The organism is Planctobacterium sp. AWH2_060, assembly GCF_056158425.1.
In genome coordinates this window covers 4,251,994-4,270,583 of the sequence record NZ_JBSWTG010000001.1, presented here as the reverse complement: position 1 = coordinate 4,270,583, position 18,590 = coordinate 4,251,994, and the positions used below count along the sequence as shown (strand labels likewise).

At 46.6% G+C, this 18,590-nt stretch carries 16 protein-coding genes; 8 read left to right on the top strand and 8 right to left on the bottom strand.

Going from position 1 to position 18,590, the window contains the following annotated elements; translation table 11 throughout:
• Positions 1-3: 3 nt before the first annotated feature.
• Both ACXAD8_RS18280 and ACXAD8_RS18275 read left to right on the top strand, forming a co-directional pair.
• On the top strand, positions 4-1,218 hold the full coding sequence (locus tag ACXAD8_RS18280) for an RNA polymerase sigma factor (protein ID WP_475231414.1): 1,215 nt from the start codon (positions 4-6) through the stop codon (positions 1,216-1,218).
• Positions 1,219-1,468: 250 nt separating this feature from the next.
• Positions 1,469-1,651 carry a hypothetical protein gene (locus tag ACXAD8_RS18275; RefSeq protein WP_475231413.1) on the top strand — a complete coding sequence of 61 codons (183 nt, stop codon included), beginning with the start codon at positions 1,469-1,471 and terminating at the stop codon, positions 1,649-1,651.
• A gap of 70 nt (positions 1,652-1,721) precedes the next feature.
• Here ACXAD8_RS18275 and ACXAD8_RS18270 read toward each other — a convergent pair whose 3' ends face one another.
• Positions 1,722-2,081, bottom strand: coding sequence for a VOC family protein (locus tag ACXAD8_RS18270; RefSeq protein ID WP_475231412.1), 360 nt, complete (start codon positions 2,079-2,081; stop codon positions 1,722-1,724).
• A gap of 236 nt (positions 2,082-2,317) precedes the next feature.
• On the opposite strand from ACXAD8_RS18270, the gene ACXAD8_RS18265 reads away from it, so the two are divergent.
• Positions 2,318-3,301: a transposase gene (locus ACXAD8_RS18265; RefSeq protein WP_475231411.1), complete on the top strand. Its 984-nt coding sequence runs from the start codon at positions 2,318-2,320 to the stop codon at positions 3,299-3,301.
• Between the two features lie 271 nt (positions 3,302-3,572).
• Here ACXAD8_RS18265 and ACXAD8_RS18260 read toward each other — a convergent pair whose 3' ends face one another.
• On the bottom strand, positions 3,573-3,941 hold the full coding sequence (locus ACXAD8_RS18260) for an MGMT family protein (RefSeq protein ID WP_475231410.1): 369 nt from the start codon (positions 3,939-3,941) through the stop codon (positions 3,573-3,575).
• Positions 3,942-3,959: 18 nt separating this feature from the next.
• On the opposite strand from ACXAD8_RS18260, the gene ACXAD8_RS18255 reads away from it, so the two are divergent.
• The 3 genes from ACXAD8_RS18255 (at position 3,960) to ACXAD8_RS18245 (ending at position 8,964) form a co-directional block, all read left to right on the top strand.
• A complete protein-coding gene (locus tag ACXAD8_RS18255; protein ID WP_475231409.1) occupies positions 3,960-4,670 on the top strand; it encodes a tRNA-uridine aminocarboxypropyltransferase in 711 nt (236 codons plus the stop codon).
• A 364-nt stretch (positions 4,671-5,034) separates the two neighbouring features.
• The gene (locus tag ACXAD8_RS18250; protein WP_475231408.1) at positions 5,035-8,040 is read left to right on the top strand and encodes a response regulator; all 3,006 of its coding nucleotides are present in this window, start codon (positions 5,035-5,037) and stop codon (positions 8,038-8,040) included.
• Between the two features lie 99 nt (positions 8,041-8,139).
• Positions 8,140-8,964 carry a substrate-binding periplasmic protein gene (locus ACXAD8_RS18245; protein WP_475231407.1) on the top strand — a complete coding sequence of 275 codons (825 nt, stop codon included), beginning with the start codon at positions 8,140-8,142 and terminating at the stop codon, positions 8,962-8,964.
• A 27-nt stretch (positions 8,965-8,991) separates the two neighbouring features.
• On the opposite strand, the gene ACXAD8_RS18240 is transcribed toward ACXAD8_RS18245, so the two are convergent.
• Positions 8,992-10,209, bottom strand: a complete 1,218-nt coding sequence (locus tag ACXAD8_RS18240) for a CaiB/BaiF CoA transferase family protein (RefSeq protein ID WP_475231406.1) — start codon at positions 10,207-10,209, stop codon at positions 8,992-8,994.
• A gap of 235 nt (positions 10,210-10,444) precedes the next feature.
• On the opposite strand from ACXAD8_RS18240, the gene ACXAD8_RS18235 reads away from it, so the two are divergent.
• A complete protein-coding gene (locus ACXAD8_RS18235; RefSeq protein WP_475231405.1) occupies positions 10,445-10,747 on the top strand; it encodes a hypothetical protein in 303 nt (100 codons plus the stop codon).
• Here the strand turns inward: ACXAD8_RS18235 and ACXAD8_RS18230 are convergent.
• The 4 genes from ACXAD8_RS18230 to ACXAD8_RS18215 all read right to left on the bottom strand — a co-directional run bounded on the left by ACXAD8_RS18230 (position 10,695) and on the right by ACXAD8_RS18215 (position 15,316).
• Positions 10,695-11,900, bottom strand: coding sequence for a multidrug effflux MFS transporter (locus ACXAD8_RS18230; protein WP_475231404.1), 1,206 nt, complete (start codon positions 11,898-11,900; stop codon positions 10,695-10,697). The two genes, ACXAD8_RS18235 and ACXAD8_RS18230, sit on opposite strands and share 53 nt — an antisense overlap.
• 25 nt (positions 11,901-11,925) lie before the next feature.
• Complete coding sequence (fghA, locus tag ACXAD8_RS18225) at positions 11,926-12,759, bottom strand: S-formylglutathione hydrolase (protein WP_475231403.1); 834 nt, start codon at positions 12,757-12,759, stop codon at positions 11,926-11,928.
• 17 nt (positions 12,760-12,776) lie between these two features.
• On the bottom strand, positions 12,777-13,901 hold the full coding sequence (locus ACXAD8_RS18220; protein ID WP_475231402.1) for an S-(hydroxymethyl)glutathione dehydrogenase/class III alcohol dehydrogenase: 1,125 nt from the start codon (positions 13,899-13,901) through the stop codon (positions 12,777-12,779).
• Between the two features lie 146 nt (positions 13,902-14,047).
• On the bottom strand, positions 14,048-15,316 hold the full coding sequence (locus ACXAD8_RS18215; RefSeq protein ID WP_475231401.1) for an Nramp family divalent metal transporter: 1,269 nt from the start codon (positions 15,314-15,316) through the stop codon (positions 14,048-14,050).
• Between the two features lie 132 nt (positions 15,317-15,448).
• Between ACXAD8_RS18215 and ACXAD8_RS18210 the strand changes: the two genes are divergently transcribed.
• A complete protein-coding gene (locus tag ACXAD8_RS18210; RefSeq protein ID WP_475231400.1) occupies positions 15,449-16,504 on the top strand; it encodes a LacI family DNA-binding transcriptional regulator in 1,056 nt (351 codons plus the stop codon).
• Between the two features lie 10 nt (positions 16,505-16,514).
• On the opposite strand, the gene ACXAD8_RS18205 is transcribed toward ACXAD8_RS18210, so the two are convergent.
• A complete protein-coding gene (locus ACXAD8_RS18205) occupies positions 16,515-18,449 on the bottom strand; it encodes an alpha-amylase family protein (protein ID WP_475231399.1) in 1,935 nt (644 codons plus the stop codon).
• Positions 18,450-18,590: the final 141 nt, after the last annotated feature.

Below are 18,590 nucleotides of genomic sequence, written 5' to 3'. Positions count from 1 at the left end.
AAAGTGTCATTAACGCTTCTGGAAAATACCTACCGCCAGTATTCTCAACCGATGCTGGCGTATTTACTGCGCCTTACCGAAGATTTAGATTTGGCGCAGGAAATCTGGCACGAAACGTTTTTGTTAGCGCTGCAGCAATGGCCGCAGAAAACACCTGAAAATCCGCCGGCATGGTTAAAAATCACAGCTAAAAATAAATTTATCGACAAATATCGTCATCGTAAAATGGCTCGCGAAAAATCCGAACTTTTAGCTGAAGAAGCGCAATCCAATTTGGATGAGTTCACAGACACCCAGTTTGGCGATGAGCAACTCAAACTGATTTTCACCTGTTGTCATCCCGCATTAGATTTTGATAAGCAAGTGGCACTGACACTCAATACCGTTGCCGGCTTAACAACCGTTGAAATTGCACAGGCTCTGTTATTATCGCAAAAAACCCTGGAACAGCGGCTCACCCGAACGAAACGAAAAATAAAGCAAGCGGGCATCCCTTATTGTATACCTGAGCCAAAACACCTGGCTGTGAGGCTAAATGCGGTTCTCAAAACCTTATACCTGATGTTCAATACCGGAGCGAATCTGAAAGAAGATATTCTGGAGCTACAAAAAAATGCCTGTTTTCTGGTAAGACGGCTATCCAGGTTGATCCCACATCTGGCAGAAATCGAGGGTATGCTGGCCCTGATGCTATTTCATCAAGCTCGCCAACCGGCTCGATTTAACGCTAACGGGGAAATTGTCCCCTTATCAGAACAAAACCGGGCATTATGGCATCAGGAATTAATTAATGAGGCCCACACCCTTCTGAAAACAGCCATGCAAAGACAAGCCTTAGGTGTCTATCAAATCCAGGCGGCCATCCAGGGCGTGCATTGCCACACCAAACAATGGCAAGACACTGACTGGGCAGAAATTGAAGCCCTGTACAGAGTGCATTTAAACCTGGAACCTTCGCCTGTCGTTGAGCTGAACGCCATATATGTAATGAGTATGTCTCGAGGCCCTGAGTACGCTTTGAAATTATTAGCTAACCTCGAAAATAATCCGGCATTGCAACAGTATGCGCCTCTGTACGCAGTGAAAGCTGATGTCTGCCTACGTATGAAAAATTTGCATACCGCCAAAGAAAGCTTTGCTCTGGCTGAAAAATTCAGCAATTCTACCCACGAAAAAGCACACTTTGCTCGTCAGGCTGCCGCCCTTAAATTAAGCTGAACTGTATAGCTTTACAGCTCATTTGCTCATATTTGGCATACACCATGCTTCTCTTTCAGCAGATGCTTTAGCCACCGTCAAAAGTTACTACACTAAGCGAATAAATACTGACGGTTAATCGTTAAAGTTGCAGACATTTAAAGCCGATAACCTGTATATACCAAGCGGAAAAACGGGTTCACGGCCAACAGACCGAAATAACCGGATAAAGTTTCCAAACGGTCAGAAGTAAAGTAGTTCAGGAGGTAGCATGTCTTGTTTAACCAGAAGTATGCAGAAACAGTTAGGCAAATACATCAAACGCAATGCGCAATCAGATTGGCTGCAAAAACCAGATAAAGCGCATTCAGAACTGGTCAACAAAGGGGTTTGCCCCTCAGACGTAACAGTCAACCAGTTGGCAATTATCATCAGAGACGTGCAAAACGGCTGACCGGCGTAAGCTCTAAATTAGTCTCAAGCGCGGCCGATTATGCTACAACCTGATTGAACGCATTAAGCTTTCAATCTGAGAAGCATATTTTGTTTTTGTCCAAATCTCGGATGTAAGCTGAAAAGCGAGGTCCTCTCTGATTCGGTTGGCCTTCGCAGGTTCCCCCCAAGCTAATCGCCTTGTTATAAAGCTTAACAACCTGATCACTCGTTCCCACATTGAAGCCTAGCATAGTTCCATTACCATTGGTTGCCGGCTGCTCATTAAACGGTAGTGCAACAGCAAAGGCAAAATCCTCTCCGAGCCAGTAAGTCATCCTTGCAGAGGCCTTCATTTTTTGTAAATTTTCACCCTCAAACAGCGAATCATAAAACGCCAGTGCGACATCCATATTGTTTGTACCCAAAACACAATAGTTCATCTTCAACATCTAATTCTTCCTTAAAAGCAAAAACCACAAAATACCGTCCTCACTGCCAATACCTGTCAGTAGTCTCTTGTCTCTTGCCTCTTAATGCCTCTTAACATGACACCCATAGAATCTCTTAAGGTGACAGCCATAACAACTATCGAGACAGCCACCAAAACTGTACTTCGGTACAGTTTTCAACTTCAGTAATTTGTGCAAAATGGAAGCTCTTGTTATAAGACTCAGGAGGAGTCCACATGCCAAAAGCCAGGAAGGCACAAATCTGCCTGGAAGATACGCCTTATTACCATTGTGTTTCCCGCTGTGTACGCAGAGCTTATTTGTGCGGTGAGGACGAGCAGACCGGTATCAGCTATGAGCACCGCCGCCAATGGGTTGAAGACCGAATTCACTTTTTGTCGCAAATATTTGCTATCGATGTCTGTGCCTATGCAGTAATGAGCAATCATACCCATCTTGTTCTTCATATTCATAAAGATTTATCAGACAGCTGGGATACCGAAGAAGTGATTCACCGCTGGCACAGGATGCATAAAGGCACATTACTGAGCCATCAATATCTGAGTCCTGAGCAACGTCAACAGATGGGAGAGTCTCAATTATTTACTGTTGAAGAAACCGTTGAAGTTTGGCGGCAACGACTCACCGACATCAGCTGGTTTATGCGTTCACTAAACGAATACATTGCCAGAGAAGCAAACAAAGAAGATGAATGCACTGGTCGCTTCTGGGAAGGCCGCTTTAAATCCCAGGCTTTGCTGGATGAAGCTGCACTAACCGCCTGTATGGCCTATGTGGATTTAAATCCCGTCAGAGCCGGAATAGCCAAAACACCGGAACAATCGAACCACACCAGCATTCAGTACCGAATCAATGCCGCTAAAGCCGGCAAAAAAACCAAATACCTGACTCCCTTCGCAGGCAATTTTAACGAAGACCTGCAACATAGCTTGCCGTTTCATTTAACCGATTATCTGGAATTAGTGGGTATCACCGGCCGTGTGATACTGCATGACAAAAAGGGATTTATTGAAGAAGCAACGCCCACCATTTTGCAGCGCCTCAATCTCGAACAAGCGCAATGGCTGGAACTCACAACTCAATTTGAGGACTGTTTTCATCATGCCGCAGGCAGTGCATCCTACCTGGCAGCCTACGGGCATCGACACAAGCTCAAACGCCTAACAGATAGAAATAACGCTGTACGCTTGCTAGGTTAATTAAAGCATCAAAACACAAATCAATCGCAGAATTGCCAGCGGGTAAGGCTGTTCTTTGTCTAAAAATTCATTCCGTTTACTGATTCCGCGTCAAATCCTCTTCAATTATTCTGAATTACAAAAAATACGGCTTATTTTCCGCTCGTAAACTTTAAGTAAAGAAGTAAATGGCAAGATTTAATGAGTCTGGCCTTATAAGCTGTTAGAAACTGAGTTGTAATGGCTGTCTTAAATATAGTTATGGCTGTCTTGAAAAAGACTCCTGTAAACCTTAGTGCTGCAACTTAAACAGCAATTCGGTCAGGTCGGGCTGCCACTGAAACTCTTTCAATTTCACCCGGTTATTGAGTACCACAACATTTTCTTCCTGAAGCAAACCGGTTTGCAATTGCGCATGTTCACTACCCGCCGGAAAGGCTATGCGGCCATCTGAGCGCAATACCCGATACCAGGGCACCTGCAAATCGTTGGGAGCATACCCAAGTGCTTTGCCCACCATTCTGGCTCGGCCTGGTAAACCGGCTAAGTCGGCAATTTGACCGTAGCTGGCAACTTTTCCAGGTGGAATTTGTAATGTGGTTTGCCAGATTCTGGCGTAAGATGGGTGTCCTGTATTTTTTGTATCGATTGTTGTTTCCAAGTTTCAAGATTCCTCTTTATGGCCAGACGTTATTGCACAAAATGTCATTTCCCGGAAAGAACCTGTATCTGTGCTTTAGTACAGCAATATCAGTCTATCGACTATTCCGGCGAAGTGCATGTTTTACAACATCCAGAAGAAGTAAAGCAGAGTAAAAACACATTGGCTCTGGTGACTCAGTTATTGCCATCGGTAAAGGTCTGGGTTGGAGAGAGTGAGTCAGACTTTACCGAGCTACAGCAACATATCAGCGCTTCCAATAACCAATGGGCTTGTTTCTACCCTTCCCAGGACAGCCAGCTACAAACCACTGAACAACCTGATTTGCCATCCAGCCATGTTATTTACATTGATGCCACCTGGCGCAAAGCGCGCAAGATATGGCATTTAAATCCATGGTTGTGGCAAATCCCCTGCTTTAGACTTAACAAGACACCCACCGCTAAATACCGAATCAGAAAAAATCATGCTCCAGAACAACTGTCTACATTGGAGGCCATCGCTTACAGCCTGGGAAACACAACCAATACACAAGCACTTTTGGATCTGTTTGAACAATTTCAGCTTCAAACAGAAGCCTTTATACCCAAACTACCTCAAGATGCCTGCTTCAGAGCTATCTCAGCGCTTTCAGTACAAGGCGCACTTGAGAAGGAATGTCGGCTACCTTTCAAACAAGTGCAACACCGTAATGGAAGCGCTGTGAAGCTCCCGAAGGGCGGGGCCTAAAAGCATTTATGCGGCGTCAAATTGTATCGACGTGAGAACAACCATGCCATCTCCAATTTACCTTGCCTAAATCCTTTTATTCGCCCGCTGAAGTCGAGTATCTTGAGGTAGTTTGGGTATAGTCGAGCAGTCAACAGTAAAGACGCTTTACAAGAGTAATTTTTTGCCTTAAATCTAGAGCATGTTGATCTTTGCGCTACAATTTTGCCGTAAAGATCAACAGGCTCTAATATTTATCGGCATACTGCTTGAATTACCCCGGGCGGATTTCTGAATTTTCTCTATACTTGAGTTGCTGCAAATTTTATCTCATTAAAGGACTAAGCTTTTTACCAATATGAAAAGTCGGATAGTTAACGGATTTATGTTGTTATGGGTTTTGATGGTCAGCTTTAGCTGGCAACCAATCCATGCAGAAATCAACACATTAGAGCTCACTACAGACTCACTCCTGCTACCCCAGCAGCAGATGTCCTACCTGTATACTGACTCTACTTCACCTCCGGAGAAGTCAACGGACTTATCACAATGGCTGTCAAAACAAACGCCATTCCAGCAGCAACCCAAACATCAGGAGCACCTGTTGGTTGCGGTTAACCTACTCAATGCCAGTCAGCAAACTCGCTGGTTTATAAATCCCGTCAGCCCGATAGCAGAAACAGTCCACGTCTTTTTTTATCAGGGGCAAACCCGACAATCAGCTAAAAGTGGGCTGCATCACATCGGAGACATCAATCTGCAACAGGGCAGCTATATTGACATTCCAACCGGGGTCACCGGAACTCTGCTACTCATCTTTGAAAGTAACTTCACCCTGGTAGCCCCCAAAATTAAACTCATTGCTGAAAATGCTGTAAATGATCAGGTAAAAAGCAAGTCCATTTTAATGCTGTTGGCGCTTGGAATGTTACTGGCCCTGAGTATCTACAATGTCTTTTTGTTTTATGCCAGTAAAGAACTTACCTACTTGTATTTTACCTTTTGCTCGGCTTTTTTAGCCTTTGGCTGGGCCAATATCATCGGTGTGCTGAAGCTGTTTTTTACGCCTATGCCAGACCTGTTATTAATCCCCCCATTTCTGTTAAGTGCCGCATTTTCGATATTATTTACCCGCTCATTCCTGAACCTAAAATCAATATCCGGGCTATTAGATAATTTACTGATGGCCTCTTTCTGGATTTGTATCGTAGTCACGCCACTTACCGCCTTTTTACCCTTAATAGGCTTGTTTGTGGCCTACGCAACTGTGTCACTGGTGATCCTCACCAGCCTGATTGCCGGAGCCATCGCCTGGCGACGACACTACAAACCGGCACGTTTCTTTATATTTACCTACTCAGCCTTCGCCCTGCAATCCATACTCTGGAGCGCGGCATTTTTGCATCCTGCCATTGATACTTCTGTCAGCATTATTTTTATCGGTCTGATTTCCAGTACCACAGGCTGCATCTTATTATCTCTGTCTCTCGCCGCTAAGGTTAGCCTGATCAGCATGGAAAATCGCCAGTTCGCCAGCAGTCTGGAACAGAAGGTTTACCAAAGAACCGAAGCGCTGGCAGAGGCCAATGTTGCGCTTGAACACCTGATCAGCGAACTGCAGGAAGCCAGCAGTGCCAAAAGCCACTTTTTGGCCAATATGAGTCACGAAATTCGCACTCCGTTAACCGCCATCATAGGTTACGCTGATGGCATTTTAGAAGGTGATATTGATCGGGAAGAACAGGAACGCGTATTACGGGTTATATCTCAAAATGGTAATCACCTTTTACACATCATCAGCGATATTCTGGATATCAGCAAAATCGAAGCGGATAAGCTGGAATACGAAATGGTGCCCTGCTCCATTGTTGATGTTTTCACTCAGGTGGAGTCCGTTATCGCACATCGGGCCAGAGATAAAGGTCTGGAATTTAGTTTAAATTACCACTTCCCCATTCCATCAGAAGTCACCACAGATCCCTATCGCTTGAAACAAATTCTGTTAAATCTCACCAATAACGCGGTAAAATTTACTGAGGAGGGCCGGGTGGACATCGATATCCGATTCACCGATCCCGACCTGATTGTCAGCGTAAAGGATACCGGTATAGGTATGTCTCAGGAGAAAATCAACGCCATTTTTGATCCTTTTGAACAAGGCGGCGCTTCTGTTTCCAGACAATTCGGAGGAACCGGATTAGGGCTGAGTATTTCAAGGCGACTGGCGATTGGCTTAAGCGGCGATATTTCAGCTCACAGTACGCCTCAGCATGGTTCTCATTTCGAAGTCAGAGTGAAGGCTTGCCCGACAGAGCAAAGCACTATGCTGAGTTCCGTTTCGGAACTATCAGAAATGGCACCAGAGGTCGAGGAACAACAGCCTGAAATGCCCGATTTCTCCGGCAATAAGATTTTGTTGGTGGACGATCACCCCAATAATCGCGATCTCATCAAAATCATCCTTAAACGCATGAATGTTGATGTTTCAGAAGCTGAAGATGGCGACTCCGCCTTGCAAATGATATTTGAAAATGAATACGATCTCGTACTCATGGATATACAGATGCCCAGGATGAAAGGTGATGAAGCCACTGAAACATTGCGCAAGTACGGTTATACTTTACCTATTATTGCGTTAACCGCAAATAATATGAAACATGAGATCGAAGAGTACATGCGCAAAGGCTTTAACAGCCATTTAGCCAAACCAATTGTGAGACAGGATTTCATCGCCACTCTCAATAAGTACCTGAAGTCTCGGGGGAGTACAGAAAGTTTGTTTAGCAATGATGAAATGTTGCCCCTGGTAGTAGATTACCATCGGGATTTGTCCAAACAACTGGACAAGTTTGAGCAACACTGGAAGCAACAAGAGCTTCATGAAGCCAGTGAAGTTGCTCATCGTATCAAGGGAGCCGCCGGCTCGTTTGGCTTCGCTTTGGTTGGAAAGAAATTTGCCGATATCGAGCAGCTATTTAAGACAGAAGAGCTCGACAAGCTCAACCTTGTCATTCCTGATTCGCTGCGCATAGCCAGACTTTGTTGTGAATTACCCGGTTTAGATATCCCGCAAGGGGTCGTGCAACATGATATGGACGTTGAACTCATGCTGACCGAATTGCAGGCCTTCGTATTGCGTATTGATGATGAAATTAAACAACTGTGGGCCTGTCTGCAGCGAGGCGAATCCAATATCGCCAAACTATACCTGAACAGGATCACGCCCAAAGCCAAGAAATTTGCCTGGCAATCCCTATTCCAGATTGCCAAAGAGCTGGAAGCCTGTGCGCAATCAGGGCAATCCGAAGCCTCCAGAGTAAGCAGTCTTCAGACTCAGTTTGAAGACGCGGTTGATGTTGTCAAAGCCCGATTTGCGGAAGCTCATTTTTAATTCCTGAGGTCAGGCAAAGATTTCGCGCGAGAAAACGGGGAATTGTGTTTTTTTAGGCTATGCTTTGAACCATGAAGCAAGTTGAATTGGAGCGGCCAGGTGCGCATTGTACTTTTTTGCACTGTCATACTGATATCATCAGCACTCCTGTGTGCAAAACTTGCCGCGCAACCTCATTCAATCCCACCTTTTACCAGCTTAAAGCTGTGTTATGAAGAGCAAGAATTAGCCCCCTACTTTTTGGGCACAGGTCCCATGCCTCCTGCCGAAAATCCCGGTATTTTCGTCGAACTTATGCAAATACTGGAAAGCAAAATACCGGGGCTGAAAGTAGAATTTCACCGGGTGCCGTGGAAGCGCTGCCTGAACGAACTAAAAAACAACCAGTCAGATGTTGTCATCGCCGGCTTCAAACCTGCTCGCGACAGCATTGGGCATTTTCCCAAACTCAATGGGGTGCCCGACAGTCAACAAGCTCTGTTAACCTCACAGTATTGTTTGTTTACTCATTCGGACAGCCCTTTATCCTGGAACGGACAAGAATTTAAACAAGTACCAGACAAACCCATCGCTGTGCCGCAAGGATATAGTATTGTTGAGTTTCTGGAAGCCCACCAATTGCCTCTGGTTATGACCAACTCTTCACATTCAGCCATGGAGTTATTAGCCAGATCAGTCACTGCGGGGGCCGTGACCTACTGCGAATCCGGGGGCAGTTTTTTATGGCAAAATGCCAATAGACAGCTGAATATTATTGCCCATTCACCGGTGCTGGTCACCAAATACGGTTACCTGCTGTTCAGCAAAGCATTTGCTAAACAGCATCCGGAACTGGTGTCCCGAATATGGCAAGTGGCCAGTCAAATCCGGCAGCAATATTTCAGCGAATTGTTGGAAAAATATGAGGCACTGAATATGCAATAATGAACGCAATAATGGTCGATGACCTAATCAGACAATAACCCCTTCGGCCTTTAACTGTTTTAGCTCGTTGTCATCCATTCCCAGTAACTCACCTAACACCTGATCATTGTGGCTACCCACTTTATCTCCCGGCCAGTCGGTTTTTCCGGGGGTTTCAGTAAGTTTGGGTAAAATCGCCGGAATTTTTAGTGGTTTACCGTCGATTTCAACCGATTCGAATAACTCCCTGGCGTTAAAATGCGGATCTTCCATCATATCCCTGGCATTATAAATGGGACCTGCAGGCACCCGATATTCAGCCAGCACATTCAGCACATTTTCAGCGGATAAGTCGGCACACCATTGTTTTAAAACCGCATCGATTTCAGCTTCGTGTTCGACCCGGCCAGCGTTGTTTGCCAGTCGTGCATCATTGGCCAAGTCCTCTCTGTTCGCGGCCTGCATCAGGCGCTTAAAGATAGAGTCGCCATTGCCGCCAATCACCACATACTTGCCATCCTGGCAACAATAGGTGTTGGTAGGAACTATGCCGGTAACAGTAGTTCCAGAGGCTTGTCTAATCACACCGGCACCAGAATATTCCGGGATCACCGCCTCTAATAAATTAAACATGGATTCGTATAATGCCACATCCACCACCTGGCCCTGCTGCTGCGCATCGTTTTGACGCTGAATCAATGCCAGCGCGATACCCAAAGCGGCATGGATACCCGAAATAGTATCGCCAATACTCAGATTGGGGCGAACCGGCACTTCTCCGGGATAGCCATTCAGGTAACGAAATCCGCTCATGCCTTCACAAACTGACGCAAAGCCCGGCTTTTGCGAATAAGGGCCAGTTTGACCAAATCCGGAAATGCGGGTGTAAACCAGCCCGGGATTGAGCACTTTCATCGGCTCTGGTCCCAGTCCCCAGTTTTCCATCACACCGGGGCGAAAGTTTTCGATCAATACGTCGGCTTTTGCCACCAGCTTTTTAGCGACTTCACGACCCGCCTGTTGCTTGAGATCCAATGTCACTGATTTTTTATTGCGCCCAATGCTGCGCCACCAGTATGAAGTGCCCTTATCAACCTCACGCCAGCCTCGTATCGGATCCCCTTCCGGCGGCTCAATTTTTATCACTTCCGCGCCAAAATAACCCAAGATGCACCCGGCAAACGGACCTGCCAGCAATTGGCCAAATTCAATAACTCTGATACCGTCTAACGGCCTGGCGTGGTGATTAACAGCTCCGTTTTTCATTCCTCTCCCCATTATCGTCGATTGCGGCAGACGATTCAGGTAAGTTAACCTACCCAAACCAATGTAATTGTTACATTTTTGTTAAAGCTCCATAGTTCCTGCACATTTACAGCATACCTTGCTCACTGCCTGCTTATCTAATCCACATATTCAGGCCAACGAGACCAAGGCTCCAGGGGGCTTTGGTCGACGAGTTTTACTAATAAGAAGAAAAAACACAACAAGAAAAATAATAATGATTGTGGATGTATACTACCTGAAAGTGAGTAATTCAGAAGGACACCAGGAAACGCATGAATTGCGGGTCCAGGCAGACTCCAGCCCTACATTGGTGTCCAAATTTTCTGAAGGATGGTTATCTGACAGTAAGTATCAGTTGCTCAAAACCCACAGCTATCAATACTCAGAATTGGCGGACTACGAATCCAGAATGGCCATTGCCCAGCAGGGATGCCAAACCAGCGGTCCTATTCACGACAGCAGGCCTAAAGTGATACCGCCGGAGAAAGTCGCGCAAAGCGCAATAACCCCAGACTAATCAGCGCCACAAGAGTAAAGCAAATAACAACGGGATAAGCTGTTGCATTGTAGAGTTGCCCCACTAATACCGCCAAAGTGACTGATATTAAACTGGACAGCGCCCCCACAACTGAGTTGCCAATTCCGGCCATACCGCCCAGCCACTCCATCGACATAGCGTTGATATTGCCGAAAATAAAGCCCATAAAAAACAGGATAAACATAAAACAACTCAGGAATAACCACATTGGGGGTACGCCAGCACTGAGCCAACTGCCTGCCAATAGCAGTGCCCCAAACCCAGTCATGCCCAATAAAGCCCAAACCGAGACTCTGTGCATACCATAGCGCACCACGATACGACTGTTGATAAACGCCGAAGCTCCAACGCCCGCTGCTAACAAAGCAAAATACAAAGGAAAGTCTTCAACCACCTGATAAAAATCACTAAACATAGCTTGTGAAGTACTCAGATACACCAACATAGCGCCAAATGTCAGGCCGGTAACAGAGCAATAGGCCATTACACGTCGATGACCCAGAATGAGTTTCAGACAATGAAATAGATTGCTGAAAGACAGCGGAATGCGCTTTTCTGGTACCAGTGTTTCCGGTTGCCGCACCAGAAACCAGCTTAATACCAAGGTAGAAAACAATAGAAACGCCACAAAAATAGCCCGCCAGCCAAACTGCAACATAATCACCTGCCCCAACAAGGGAGCCATCATGGGCACCAGAATGAATATCACCATGATCACCGACATGATCTGCGCCATTTGCTCACCTTTATACAAGTCCCTGATCAGGGCTCGGGAACCTATCCGGCTACCTGAAATGCCAAACCCTTGTAATATCCTGCCCAACAATAAAATTGCTAAGCTTTGTGAATAGATAGCAATCAATGTTCCTAACAGATAAAAGCAAACCCCTGCCGCCACCGTCTTACGGCGACCATAAGCATCGGAAAAGGCACCAAACAGCATTTCGCCTAACACCGATCCCAGGATAAACATGGTGATCACCAGTTGCGTATCATTGCTGTCAGCAATCGCCAAATCCTGCGCAATTTGAGGCAACGCAGGTAACATGGCATCGATAGTCAAGGCCGTTAACGACATAAGCAGGGCAAACAGAGCGATAAACTCGGTTTTGCCCATCAGGGTGGTTTTCAAGATTGATTTCTCAGCTAGCGGTTGTTCAGTCAGCTAAATGCCTGGCGTGAAACAACATGTGTTTTTCAATAAAAGTGGCAATAAAGTAATAACTATGGTCGTAGGATTCATGGGCGTGATATTCAACGGCAACATCCTTTTCCTCAGCCACTTTCCACAGGTTTTCTGGTTTGAGTTGCTCCTGCAAAAATTCATCCGCCAGTCCCTGCTCGATCAGAACCGGCAAGTGACACTCACTGTTCCCCAGCAGGTAAGTGGCGTCATATTCGCACCAGTTACCCGGATCTTCACCCAGGTATCCGGTAAAGGCTTTAATTCCCCAGGGGCAATCCATCGGATTGGCAATGGGGCTAAATGCCGAAATACTCTTAAACTGGTGCTGATTGCGCAAGCCAATTACCAGCGCGCCGTGCCCGCCCATCGAGTGACCCATAATGCTTTGTTGCCCGTTGGTGGGAAAATGACTATGGATCAGTTCCGGTAACTCGCTGGCAATGTAGTCATACATTTTGTAATGGGTGTCCCAGGGAGGCTGAGTGGCATTCACGTAAAATCCGGCGCCTTTACCAAAATCGTAATAATCCACATCCGGTACCGACTCGCCACGGGGTGAGGTATCCGGAGCCACCAGAATCACGCCCAATTCAGCGGCAATACGCTGCGCCCCGGCTTTCTGCATAAAATTTTCTTCGTTGCAGGTCAGCCCTGACAACCAGAAAATCACCGGGCACTTAGCCCCTTTCAGGGCTTGTGGAGGCTGATAGATGGCAAAGCGCATCTGACAGTGAGTCGACACGGCGACATGTTCATAACGGGTTAAATGACCACCAAAAACACGGGTATTCGAAAGCTGTTTCATGCGCTAAACCTCCTGATTTAAAAGTGAATTACTGAGCGAATGCTCTTGCCTTCATGCATCAGATCAAAGGCGTTGTTAATTTCTTCCAATGGCAAGGTGTGGGTAATAAAGTCCTGCAAGGGAATATCTCCCGCCAGATACTGCTCTACGATACCCGGCAATTCAGAGCGGCCTTTGACACCACCAAAAGCGGTGCCTCGCCATACCCGACCTGTAACCAGTTGGAATGGACGCGTAGAGATTTCCTGGCCTGCTCCGGCTACACCAATAATAACCGACTCTCCCCAGCCCTTGTGGCAACACTCCAGGGCACTGCGCATCACATCAACATTGCCTATACATTCAAAGGAATAGTCAACACCACCATCCGTTAATTCTACGATTACCTCCTGAATGGGCTTGTCGTAGTTTTTAGGATTGACACAATCTGTGGCTCCTAACTTTTTAGCCAATTCGAATTTTGATTCATTGATATCGATAACGATAATGCGGCTTGCTTTGGCCATTACCGCGCCAATTACAGCGGATAAACCGATGCCGCCAAGACCAAAAATGGCAACTGTGTCGCCCTCTTGCACTTTTGCAGTATTGAGCACTGCGCCCATACCCGTTGTTACGCCACAGCCCAGTAAACAAACCTCTTCCAATGGCGCCGCTTTATTGACTTTAGCCAGGGAAATTTCTGGCAACACCGTATACTCGGAGAAAGTGGAACAGCCCATGTAGTGATAGATGGGTTGGCCATTAATGGAGAAACGCGTGGTTCCGTCTGGCATCAGTCCCTGCCCCTGAGTAACGCGGATTTTTTGGCACAGGTTAGTTTTTCCCGATAAACAAAACTTACATTCGCCACATTCCGGAGTATACAAAGGGATAACATGATCGCCCGGCACCAGTCCGGTAACGCCTTCGCCCACCTGCTCTACAATACCGCCGCCTTCATGACCCAAAATGGCTGGAAAAATGCCCTCTGGATCCTCGCCAGATAAGGTAAAAGCATCAGTATGGCAAACGCCGCTGGCGACAATACGGATCAGTACTTCACCTGCCTGAGGCGGCATCACATCAACCTCTTCAATTTTCAAAGGCTCACCTGGTCCCCAGGCAACGGCGGCTCGTGATTTGATAGTTTGTACTGTCATGCTTGTTCCTTTTTTGTTATGTGAAGAATGACCTTCATGTTAGACACAGATCATGTCCAAACGATGAACGTCATAAGATTGCACCAGCTCTTCCGATGCAATGAAATAAAATAGATTTATACTGATTGGTATACACTGCTAGTGTATCAGATCAACAGCCACAAAAGATAAAAAAGCGCAAAGCTGGTTAAACAAAACAGACAGCATTTTGTAAACAAATAATACCTGTCGCTGACGCGACAATCTTGCGGAACATTGTCCAGTTTAAGGGCTTTCATATTAAGCCAGGCGAAAAAGGGCGCAGCCAGAAAGGAAACGGTCGTGGCAAAGTCCACCAGCGATTTCAGTTGTCCTGAAAACAATAGAATGATCACTAACCCGCCAATGCCAATCACAGGAATAGCCAGATGATAGGTAAGTTGATGCTGCCCGGCGCTGAGATTTAATTGTTTTTCTGCAATCCGGGTGATGACCTGGCTAAAACCATCGGCTACCGCAATACAGGTTGAAAACATCGCAATAAAAATCAGGATGGCCACTACGGGGCGGCTCCAGTCACCTAATACCTGGGTGAAAATATCAATCAGTTGCGCTGAAAAACCAATAGCGCTGTTGCTCAACTCAATGCCTCGCCCATAGAGGATTTGCGCTCCCAGGGATAAGAATAACAAGGCCAATAAACAGCAAAACAGATAACCCATATTAAAGTCTAACAAGCGGTTTTTCAGGCGCTGCACAGCCCTCGCTTGAGCGCTTTGTTGTTCCAGTTTTTGTTGCTCTACCACCCAAAAAGAATACCACACTGACACTTCGATGGCAGTCGGCATCCAGCCCACTAAAGCCACCATAAAAGCAATACTGGCGGCATCCAGTAATCCAGGTGTCGCTATCAAAGCGCTTTCAGGTACAGGCGGCAAATCAGCAAACAATGTAGCCACCAGGGTGATCAGACACAGCACCAAAAACACCAGCATCATGAGTTTGATCAGCTTGTTCAAAAGTGCATAGCCACCGGAAATTAACAGTAACATGCTGGCAATTAACACCACTGCAGACCAGACGCCGATGCTCCAACCAAAGGGCAGGATATTGGCAATCACACCGGCAGCGACTATGGTGACCGCAGCCTGAATAATAAACATGGTGCTAAAGGTGATTAGTACCACCGGAATATAAAACCTGCGCCCCATTTTATGGTAGGCATCCAACAGGTTTTCTCCGGTAGCTGCGGCATAACGAGATCCGGCCTGAAAAAAGGGAAGCTTGATCAGGTGAGCCAGAATGATCAGCCCCACGAGCCAATAACCGAAGTCAGCGCCCGCCCGGGTGGACTGTACAACATGGGACACACCGATGCTGGTGGCCGCAAACACCAATCCAGGTCCAAGTAACAGAAACAGGTTTCGCATTGTCATTGTTTTATTTCTTCAGCGAATTGAGTTTGATTTCCCTCACATTACTACAGAAATGCGCCAGAAGTGATAGGCCATGGACATTTTCACCTCATTAGGGGAGAATCTGGCGGTCAAAATCGTTTAAGTTATCTCATGTCTGCCAGCAATAAACCGCTCAATTTAAAAGAAGTCTCCCGTCTGCTGGGAGTCTCCACTGCCACCGTCTCCAATGCCTTTAATCGTCCCGATCAGTTATCTGAAGCCCTGCGGCAGCGGATCCTTAAGGAAAGCGCCGAGCTGGGTTATCACGGTCCCAATCTGGCGGCCCGCTCATTGCGCAAAGGTAAATCGGATGTGGTAGCCGTGGTATTGGCAGATACCCTGAGCTATTCCTTTTCCGATCCGGTAGCCAGCCAGTTTCTGCAAGGCGTATCTGAGGTTTTATCGCAAAAGAAAAAACAATTATTGTTGTTGTCCAGCAGACTGGCTTCCAAAGAACAAAGCAGTGCAGAGTCCCTGCCCGATGGCTTTATTTTTTACGGTGCGCCCACTGGCGGTGCCTTTGAACGCATCAGCCGCAGTGGCAAACCCATGATTGCGGTGGATTTTGAACAAGGTAAAGTGCCTTCACTGAACATCAATAACCAGGCCGCAGCCAAAGATGTGGCGTTGCACGTTATCCGCCAACCAGAAGATCGGGTGGCCGTGGTCAGCCTGAGATTAATTGCCTCAGATCGGGTTTGTCGTCTGGAAAAAGCAGACCTGCAAACTGAAAGCAAAGAAGTGATTGCATACAACCGCTTGCAGGGATATATCCAGGCCTGCCAACAAAAAGGCGTTGAACTGCCGCCCCATATGATTTGGCACACGCCCATGAACACCCCGGAAATGGCAGAAAAAGCCGCCTATGAAGCCCTCACCATAACACCTCGTCCGAACGTTGTGCTCTGTATGAGTGACGTGCTGGCCCTTGGGGTATTGCGGGTTGCACAATCCCTTAATATCAAAGTGCCACAAGAACTGCGCATCGTCGGATTTGACGATATTCCAGAGGCCAATCGCAGTAATCCCTCATTGACCACAGTGTGCCAGCAAAGTATTGAAAAAGGCCGCATAGCGGCCCGATGTTTGTTTGATAGTGACAATCAACAAGCGCAGTTGATGGAGACCCGCCTGGTGGTTCGCAATAGTTCCGGCGAAGCGCAATAGTATCTCCCCCCTAGTCGCTGTGTCTGGCCAGCCATAACACCTGTAGTGGTGATAAGCGCAGTTGCCCGGATTGCACCTGAGGTTTAGTGCGAGTCAACAAATCGGTCCCCTGTGCCACCCAATCCAGCTCCAGGTTGTTTAACATCACGGTCTGCTCGTGCTCACTAAAGTTCACCAGCGCTAACAGTTCACCTTTGCCCTGTCCCTGTCTGGCATAAGCAAAAATATGCTGGTTACCGGTATCCAAAATTTGGGTGTTGGATTCGCCGAATACCGGGTTTGACTGGCGAATTTGAATCATATGCTGTAACCCTTGCGCGATGCGATTACTGACAGTACCTGCGTTATTCGCGTTGGCAATATCTTCTTCGGTTACGGCAATACGATGCACCCACCGTGCGTCGTGAACTTTAGTGTCATCCTGTTCATAGCTGTAATCGTTTAGCAAGCCCAATTCATCGCCTGAATACAATAAGGGAACGCCGCCAATACTCAGGATCACACTGTGCAACAGCAGAATTCGGTCAATAGCAATATTGATGGCCGCATCATCACCGCTGGCCAGTGCTTTTTCCAGGCCAGCTAAACTGGCCAGTGAACCGCACACCCGGCAATCACCATTGGAAGGGTTTTCCTGAAAAGCCACACCTTTAGCAAAACTGCCGTCAAAGCGATCCACATAAAACTGATTGAGAAAATAACGGTGATCATGGCCATTAATCCCCAACTGTCCCGCTACGGCATCATCAAAAGTCCAGCCGATATCGTCATGGCAACGAACATAATTCACCCAGGCACATTGCGGGTTTATTGCAAAACTCTTGCGCATCGACTGGGTTAACAATCGGGTTTTGCGGGTGGCCAGACTATTCCACAAAAGAGCCATCAGCAAAGGATTGTAGGACAGCTGACATTCTTGTGGCGCTATGTACTTGTTCACTTCATCGGGGTGAACGATGGCTTCTGATTTAAATACCACTGAAGGTGCCACCACTTGTAAACAGGCATTAAAGGCCTGGATCAGGGAGTGAGCTTTTGGCTGATTCTCGCAGTTTGTGCCCAGTTGTTTCCAGATAAAAGCCAGCGCATCCAGGCGCAATGCCTCGCAGCCCATGTTTGCCAGATACAACATTTCTTCTGTAATCGCGTTAAACACAGCCGGGTTACTGTAATTAAGATCCCACTGAAAACTGTTAAAGGTTGTCCACACCCACTTACCAGCCGCCTCATTCCAGGTAAAATTACCACGTCTCACCTGTGGAAAAATTTCTCTTAAGTTTTGCTCGTAGGCATCCGGTAAACTGCGCTCCTCGAACAGGTAGTAATACTCTTGATACTCTTCGTTGCCCTGCTGCGCTTGTTTTGCCCATTCGTGCTCATCGGAAGTGTGATTAAACACAAAATCCAATACCAGACTGATATCCGCTTTTGACAAAGCGTCTGCCAGATTTTTAAGATCCTGATTACTGCCCAAATTAGGGCTGACAGTGCGGTAATCAGACACCGCATAACCGCCATCACTATCCCCTTCCGGTGATAAATACAATGGCATCAGATGCAAATAGGTAATACCCAACTGTTGCAGGTAGGGAATGCGCTGTTGCAGCTTTTGTAAATCACCAGCGAACAGGTCTACGTAGCAGGCCATCCCCAGCATGTTCTCCTGGCGATACCAGTTGGGTTGTTGCAGGCGTTGTTTGTCTTTGCGTTTTAAACTGGCGGAACGCGCCTTGTAACCGGCGGCTAAATTCGCCACCAGGGTTTGCAAATGAAAGTGGAAATCGTATCTGTGACCATAAAGCTCCAAATATAATGCAAACAGTGATTCAAACTGACTTTCCAGGCGTTGGCGAAAGACGTTTTTTTCAGGCGCTTTAACGCTGCTCAAAAAAGAATCCACATCCAACCTGGAAAGGGCCAATTTCGCTTCTTTTGCAATATTCATAGAAATGCTCACTTAATCGTTTTAGTTAAATTCATTATATAACTTTTACAGAAAGACTCTATCATACGAAAGTATAAGTTAACATGTGTTTTACATTTGTTAATTGTTCTGTTAAGTTTATCTTAATCGTTTAAGTTAATA

Excerpts from the sequence above, each read along its gene's own strand:
- ACXAD8_RS18270 (WP_475231412.1), bottom strand. The coding sequence starts at position 2,081 with ATGTTGAAGATGAACTATTGTGTTTTGGGTACAAACAATATGGATGTC.
- ACXAD8_RS18265 (WP_475231411.1), top strand. The coding sequence starts at position 2,318 with ATGCCAAAAGCCAGGAAGGCACAAATCTGCCTGGAAGATACGCCTTAT.
- ACXAD8_RS18205 (WP_475231399.1), bottom strand. The coding sequence starts at position 18,449 with ATGAATATTGCAAAAGAAGCGAAATTGGCCCTTTCCAGGTTGGATGTG.
- fghA (WP_475231403.1), bottom strand. The coding sequence starts at position 12,759 with ATGAAACAGCTTTCGAATACCCGTGTTTTTGGTGGTCATTTAACCCGT.
- ACXAD8_RS18210 (WP_475231400.1), top strand. The coding sequence starts at position 15,449 with ATGTCTGCCAGCAATAAACCGCTCAATTTAAAAGAAGTCTCCCGTCTG.
- ACXAD8_RS18275 (WP_475231413.1), top strand. The coding sequence starts at position 1,469 with ATGTCTTGTTTAACCAGAAGTATGCAGAAACAGTTAGGCAAATACATC.
- ACXAD8_RS18235 (WP_475231405.1), top strand. The coding sequence starts at position 10,445 with ATGATTGTGGATGTATACTACCTGAAAGTGAGTAATTCAGAAGGACAC.
- ACXAD8_RS18250 (WP_475231408.1), top strand. The coding sequence starts at position 5,035 with ATGTTGTTATGGGTTTTGATGGTCAGCTTTAGCTGGCAACCAATCCAT.
- ACXAD8_RS18220 (WP_475231402.1), bottom strand. The coding sequence starts at position 13,901 with ATGACAGTACAAACTATCAAATCACGAGCCGCCGTTGCCTGGGGACCA.
- ACXAD8_RS18255 (WP_475231409.1), top strand. The coding sequence starts at position 3,960 with ATGGCCAGACGTTATTGCACAAAATGTCATTTCCCGGAAAGAACCTGT.
- ACXAD8_RS18240 (WP_475231406.1), bottom strand. The coding sequence starts at position 10,209 with ATGAAAAACGGAGCTGTTAATCACCACGCCAGGCCGTTAGACGGTATC.
- ACXAD8_RS18215 (WP_475231401.1), bottom strand. The coding sequence starts at position 15,316 with ATGACAATGCGAAACCTGTTTCTGTTACTTGGACCTGGATTGGTGTTT.